This is a genomic window from Peribacillus sp. NPDC055009 (genome assembly GCF_053608705.1).
This window is the reverse complement of the sequence record NZ_JBSGVZ010000023.1, coordinates 61,705-68,243: the sequence shown is the minus strand read 5'-3', so window position 1 is coordinate 68,243 and position 6,539 is coordinate 61,705. Positions and strand designations below refer to the sequence as shown.

Genomic DNA, 6,539 nt, shown 5'->3' with positions numbered 1-6,539 from the left:
GATTTTATTGTAATCAAGAAATAGCTATGATAAAGTCAAAATGAAGAAAATTCTTCATTTTATTTTTTTTACGAAGAATAAGAAGCACTTAAGCAGAGGAGGATCAATTATGAACGTTTACAATTTTGGCAAACTAATGAATGAGAAACTATTAGCCGAAATACGTGAAAAATTTGCTTTTGTTGACCACGATCCAGACTATGGAGAAAGACTGTTTTTTGATAATTCAGGCGGTTCTTTAAGATTAAGAGAGGCTATTAAAATTAAGGAAAAAATTGATTCATTACCTGATTGTCCGGAAAGGTATCATCAAAGAGCAATAGATTTTAATAACATTATGGACAGATGTACTGAAGATGTATTAAATGTGATGTTTGGGGCAAAATCCGATTCCCTAATTACCGATTTAACGGCATCTCAATCAATGTTTAAAATGGTTTCAACTGTTATTGAGAATGTCGAAGGAACCAATGCAGTCACTACTAATCTCGAACATCCTTCTGCTTATGACGCAGTAAAATTCTATTGTAAAAAGAACAATAAAGAATTTAGGGTCGCTGAAGCAAATGTTCATACAGGGTTTGTTGACCCTGAATCCATAGCCGAAAAAATTGATAAAAATACTATTTTGTTAAGTGTAATAGCGTCAAGTAATATTTCAGGAAATATTATGGATCTCGAGAAGATTATAAAAGCAGCTAGGGCGAAAAATCCAGAGTTATATATTATTGTCGACGCCGTGCAGCATATGCCACATGGAACTCTGAATGTAAAAAAACTTGGTATAGATGGAGCAAACTTTGCACCATATAAGTTTATGGCATCAAGAGGAATTGGATTTGCCTATGTTTCTGATAGACTATCGAAACTTCCACATCAAAAACTATATGCAAAAGATGACAGTGTTTGGGAACTTGGTTCCCCTACACCCGCTTTATTTGCATCCATGTCGGCAGTTATCGATTATGTATGCTGGTTAGGTTCATATGACAGTATAGAAGACATGTCTAGAAGAGATTTGTATCTTAAGGGTATGGAAAAAATAGTCTTACATGAAAGAGCACTGCTGCATCGACTACTTGAAGGAAGTGATAAAATTGAAGGATTGAGACACATGGATAAGGTAAAAGTTTTTGCAGATTATCCAGATTTAACGAAAAGAGACCTCATTGTTGCAATTGGAATTGAGGGGAGAGATTATGAGCAACTTAGAAAAGATTATCAGGATAGAGGAGTTACCGTATATGAACGTGTCAATACTAGTGTCTATTCCAAACGTATACTAGAAGCGATCGGCATAACAGGTGCTATAAGAGTTTCACCCCTCCATTGTCATACAGTAGATGATATCGATAAATTTTTATCTATAACAAAAGAATTATCTGTCACTAGAGAATTGGCAAATTCATAAATTATGGGGAGGGCTATTAATGAAGAAAAAATTAGGTCTCGGTACAAAAGTTTTTATTGGATTTGTAATCGGTATTATACTAGGTTTAATTTTTAAAGAAAAAATATTAATCATTAAGCCTATTGGAGATATCTTTTTAACACTAATTAAAATGATAGTTGTTCCACTTATATTCTTCTCCATAACTTCTGGGATTTTTAGTATTGGTGATGTCCAAAAATTAAAGAGAATAGGAACAAAAACTTTAGTTTATTATATTGGAACGACATTATTGGCCGGTGGTATAGGTCTTCTAGTTGCACACTTATTTAAACCTGGAAAAGGAATAGATATAGCTAATATAGAAACCTCATCTGAATATGAAGCTTCTGAAATTCCTACTTTTGGAGAAACGATATTAGGTTTATTTCCATCAAATCCTGTACAGGCTCTTGCAGAAGGGAATCTGATGCAAATTATTATCTTCTCCTTGTTCTTAGGTATCTCCATCGTATTAATCGGAAACAAATCCGAAACTCTTAAGAAGTTTTTTGATGAGGGCACCGAAGTGATGTATAAGATGACAGGTATCATAATGGCATTTTCTCCTATAGGTGTAGCTGCGTTAATGGCTTGTACCATTGGTGAATACGGCTTGAAGATATTTGGACCTTTGGGCAAATTTATTTTAGTTGACTATATAGGCTTGATCTCTGTAATCATTTTGATGTACCTATTTATGTTAAAATTCATAGCTAAATTTCCAATATCTAAGTTTTTTAAATCAATCGGTAAAATTTGGATAGTGACTGCAAGTACAACAAGTAGTTCCGGAACTTTACCCGTTACCATTTCTGTTACAAAGGAAGACTATAAAGTAAAAGAGGAACTAGCACAGTTTACACTTCCTATTGGAGCAACTATGAACATGAATGGTGCCGTTGTGTATTATGCTGCTGCAGTCATATTTGTATCTCAAATATATGGAATTGAAATGCCGTTAAGTCAACAATTACTTATTATTTTAATGACCACATTAATTTCCGTTGGATCCCCTGGCATTCCTGGCGGTGGTATTGTTATGACAATTATGTTGCTAACTACATTAGGACTGCCAATGGAAATCGTTGGAATGATTGCTGGTATTTATAGAATAATTGATATGGGGCACACTACCTTAAATGTTACAGGTGACGTAGTAAGCACATTATGTATAGCACGTAGTGAAAATATGTTTGAAGATGAGTATCTTAAACATACAGAAAAAATTGTTAATAAAACGAACGCATTATAAAATAAAAATCCACTAAATTATTAATAAAAAAAGGGTTGTAAAAAAATGTTTTTTTTACAACCCTTTTATTTGAATAAAGATTGATCGAAAAAGCTTCATTCCAAGCTAACGCATTCATTCTTTCATCAATTACATAAGCTGGGACACTTCTAACTGATTAAGGAAATTTTGGAGGGGCGGGTTAATCCAAGTTAACGACTTTAATTCTTCTAGAGGATATTGTCTGTGTCAGAATTGCAAGAATGTACATGTGCCTGAGTTCCTTATTGTCCAGTTGAAGCACACTTGCTAAATTTTCCTTTTAGAAATGTCGTAACTTTTTTCAAAACTTCGTGCCTTTTTACAAACATCGGGACTTATTTCAAATTCACATTTAATACATCCCAAACTGACTGATATGTTTATTTATTCTTTCTAACTTTTCTTCACTTTGAATAACTGTTGCCCTACTTACATGTGTACATATTAATTCTGCTAAAAATAATACCGGAGTATATGAATTGAAGAAAGCATTACTATCCACTGAAACTAAAAGTAAAACATCAGCAAAATGTGCTATGGGCGCTGTGGCTTTATCAGTAATTATGACAACTTTTGCATTGGCCTCTTTTGCCATTTTGGCTGCTTCAATGTCTACTTCAGAATATCTTGGAAATGAAAAAATAATGACACAATCATCCTTACTACATGAAGCTAAGGTATCAAACGGTGTAAATGAATTAGTACTATTAATAACTATATTATCTATAACCTGATTAAGGAATACTCCCATTATCTCCGTTAAACCAGTTCTAGCTCTACTACCTAGAATATAAACTCTTCTAGCATCAATGATATAATTTATTGCCTTGTTAAATTCTGCAGATGAGTTTTTCTCTGAAATAGAGAAAATATTTTTTTCAAGTATTTTTAAATTGTCATTTAATAAATCTGATTGTTTAACTTTATCATAGCTCAGCTTTAATCTTTCAGAAGGTATGGTAACATCATCAGATATTGCCAAACTTCCTTCATAACACTGCTCTCTTAGATACTTTTGAAAATCACTATATCCAGAGAAGTCCAATTTCTTAGAGAATCGGATAATGGTCGCATTACTAACATTTAATCTTTTAGCCAATTCTATTGAAGTTACAAGACACGCATCTGTTAAATTATTCAATATATATTCTGCTATTTCTTCTTCTTTTTTTGTTAACTTGGAGTTACTTATAATTGATTTTAAGGACTTTTGTGATGAATCCATCTAACATACCTCCATATTCCTCTATTGGTTATTATATAAGAAAATAGAATTAATTAAAGCATGAAGCATTTGTATCAAAAGCTGTTCCCATGATTAACAACCTAATAAAGCAACTTTGGTCAAACCATTATTTTTCCGTAAGTGATTTGTAAAGGTATTAAGTAACTTCACCCATCTCACAAAAAAGGTCTTAGTCTTTCGTAAGCTATTCTTAATCAATGTACAATCAATTTGAGTATAAAACAAAAAAATCACTTTAAGAAAAATGTAAAATTGCCATTTATAGTGACTTCTATTCCCTTCACCCATTGGAATGGGAAACCCTAGCGAAGCATCCTAGAGGTATGCATTGGATCATTCTATTCAAGAAAAAAATGCAGCCAAGCCCATGGTTCTCCCCTTTTCATTGTCTGAATATTTACTTTAAAATCGGGGTATGTTATCCTTATATTGACATAAACTAAAAACAGCCTCATGCGCTAACATGAGGCTGACAACTAGCAAGAGTGGTTGGTCACAACTAACTTAATTAATCGTCAGAAGAAGAACCATTGCCATCTTGGGAGGATGAGTGGTTCTTTTTCCGTTTCTTGGCGAACATAGACAGGATAAGACTGGTTGCTACAGCAACAAATATCTCTTTACCCATATCTGTAATCAAGTTCAATAAGAAATGAATCAAGCGGTCACCTCCTTTCCAATCTATCATTAGATGGAAAAGCAAAGCGTGACCTACCACTCTATCCTCAGTTGTCCCTCTATTTTATCATATTTTTACCTTAATGGTAATTATATGAAAATAAACAAGTCCGGCTAACATTTGACGCCAGGTAAGTCATTAATAAAAGGGGATTATCCATTGGATAATCCCCTTTTCGGTTTAAGCTTCATAACTCATTATGAGAGGGACTGTTTTCCCTTCGTTCACGTTGATCAATCCATGATCGGTTATTTTCAGAGCCGGGCTGACAGGAAGCGATAAGGTGCTTAATGACATAATGACATTATAATGTTCGTAGCCTAACGATTTAAGTGCATCTGTCAGGTGCTGAACCTGCTTTGATACGATGTCCATCGGCTCTTCTGAAAGAATCCCTCCTACCGGCAGAGGAATCATCGATAGGACCTTGCCATCTTCAACGCAGCAGACACCGCCTTGCTTCCTTATTACTTCGTTAGCGGCAATCATCATATCCTGCTTATTATGGCCAATCACCAGAAGATTATGGTTATCATGCGAATAGGTTGTGGCGACAGCTCCACGCTTCAATACATCGCCGGTGATCAACCCGTGTGCCCGATTACCGTTTTTCCCGTATCGTTCGAATGTGGCAATTAAACCATAAGGGCTTTCTTCCCAGCTTAATTGACCATTCTTGCATTCGATACGATCATGGGTTTCAGATGTGAAAGTAGAACCGTTCTGCACGTTTATGATCCGGCACTTGCTGCTTTCAAGCCTATCCGGGATCGTGATGTTAAAATCGTTTTCGGTAAGTTCCGCAAGCTTCACACTTTGATAGAAATGCTCAGGAAATTGTTCTTCCTTCACTTCTTGGACATATGGGCGTGAAGATTCATAAACTAATTCACCTTTTTTGTATACTTGTTCAATTTCAAATGTTTCCAAATCCGATAGCAGCAAGAAATCTGCTGTTTTTCCAGGTGCAATGGCGCCGCGATCATACATCCGCATCCGCTGTGCAGGTGTATAGGTGCATGCATAAATGGCTTTTTCCGGAGTCATCCCCATTTGAACCGCTTTCTTTAAAAGGACATTCAGATGTCCCCTGTTTTGGAAAGAGTCGGTCATGACATCATCGGTGACAAAGCAGAAATGCTCATCCACCTGATTTTCCTTCAAGTAATCCATCACTTCTTCAGTCATTGATTTCTCTTGAATCTCAATGAACATCCCGGCAGCGATCCTCGCATCCATCCCTTCCACGGTCTGGTGTGTATGATCTGAATTCACTCCGGCATTAATAATCTTTTGCAAGTCCAAGTCGAGCAGCTTTGGAACGTGCCCCTCTATGATCAAATCTGGATAACGGGAACGGATATGGGACAAGATCTTATTCGTTTTGCAATCCGGGTCGGTTATGACCTCATAGTAATTCATGATCTCGCCGAGACATATAATGTCCTCCGTTTGCATCAATTCGTCAATATCATCTATTTCGATCGAACCGCCTGTTGTTTCCATCGATGTCGCAGGAACGGAACTCGGGATGGCATAAAACATATCCGCCACGCAATCTTGACTTGCTTTGATCATTTCCTTCACACCGGAAATCCCAAAAACATTGGCCATTTCATGCGGTTCCGGCACGATCGTCGTCACACCGTTCTTGATTAACCCGTAGGAAAAAGTCGCAGGCGTCACCATCGTACTTTCAATGTGGAGATGGATATCGATTAGACCTGGAACCATATACTTCCCCTGTCCATCGACGATTCTATCCGGCTCGAAGGCATCCAATTCACGTTCTCCAATATAATAGAATTTCCCATCCTTGATGGCTGCATTCCCTTTAATGAATCTTTTAAAATAGCTGTTAAACACGTTGATATCTCTTACAAGCATATCCATTCGCATAACTTACCCT

At 36.1% G+C, this 6,539-nt stretch carries 5 protein-coding genes; 2 read left to right on the top strand and 3 right to left on the bottom strand.

The annotated features are described in order from the left end of the window. Nucleotides 1-109: 109 nt before the first annotated feature. Nucleotides 110-1,411, top strand: a complete 1,302-nt coding sequence (locus tag ACWF5P_RS23930) for an aminotransferase class V-fold PLP-dependent enzyme (protein WP_452445389.1) — start codon at nt 110-112, stop codon at nt 1,409-1,411. Nucleotides 1,412-1,430: 19 nt separating this feature from the next. Further along, nucleotides 1,431-2,684, top strand: a complete 1,254-nt coding sequence (locus tag ACWF5P_RS23925; protein ID WP_434168667.1) for a cation:dicarboxylate symporter family transporter — start codon at nt 1,431-1,433, stop codon at nt 2,682-2,684. A 373-nt stretch (nt 2,685-3,057) separates the two neighbouring features. Here the strand turns inward: ACWF5P_RS23925 and ACWF5P_RS23920 are convergent, their stop codons facing one another. From ACWF5P_RS23920 to ACWF5P_RS23910, 3 genes are all read right to left on the bottom strand, one after another. Then, the gene (locus ACWF5P_RS23920; protein ID WP_434168666.1) at nt 3,058-3,930 is read right to left on the bottom strand and encodes an SIS domain-containing protein; all 873 of its coding nucleotides are present in this window, start codon (nt 3,928-3,930) and stop codon (nt 3,058-3,060) included. Nucleotides 3,931-4,459: 529 nt separating this feature from the next. After that, on the bottom strand, nt 4,460-4,612 hold the full coding sequence (locus tag ACWF5P_RS23915) for a hypothetical protein (protein WP_153246156.1): 153 nt from the start codon (nt 4,610-4,612) through the stop codon (nt 4,460-4,462). A 198-nt stretch (nt 4,613-4,810) separates the two neighbouring features. Next, nucleotides 4,811-6,529, bottom strand: a complete 1,719-nt coding sequence (locus tag ACWF5P_RS23910; RefSeq protein ID WP_452445388.1) for an adenine deaminase — start codon at nt 6,527-6,529, stop codon at nt 4,811-4,813. Between the last annotated feature and the right edge of the window lie 10 nt (nt 6,530-6,539).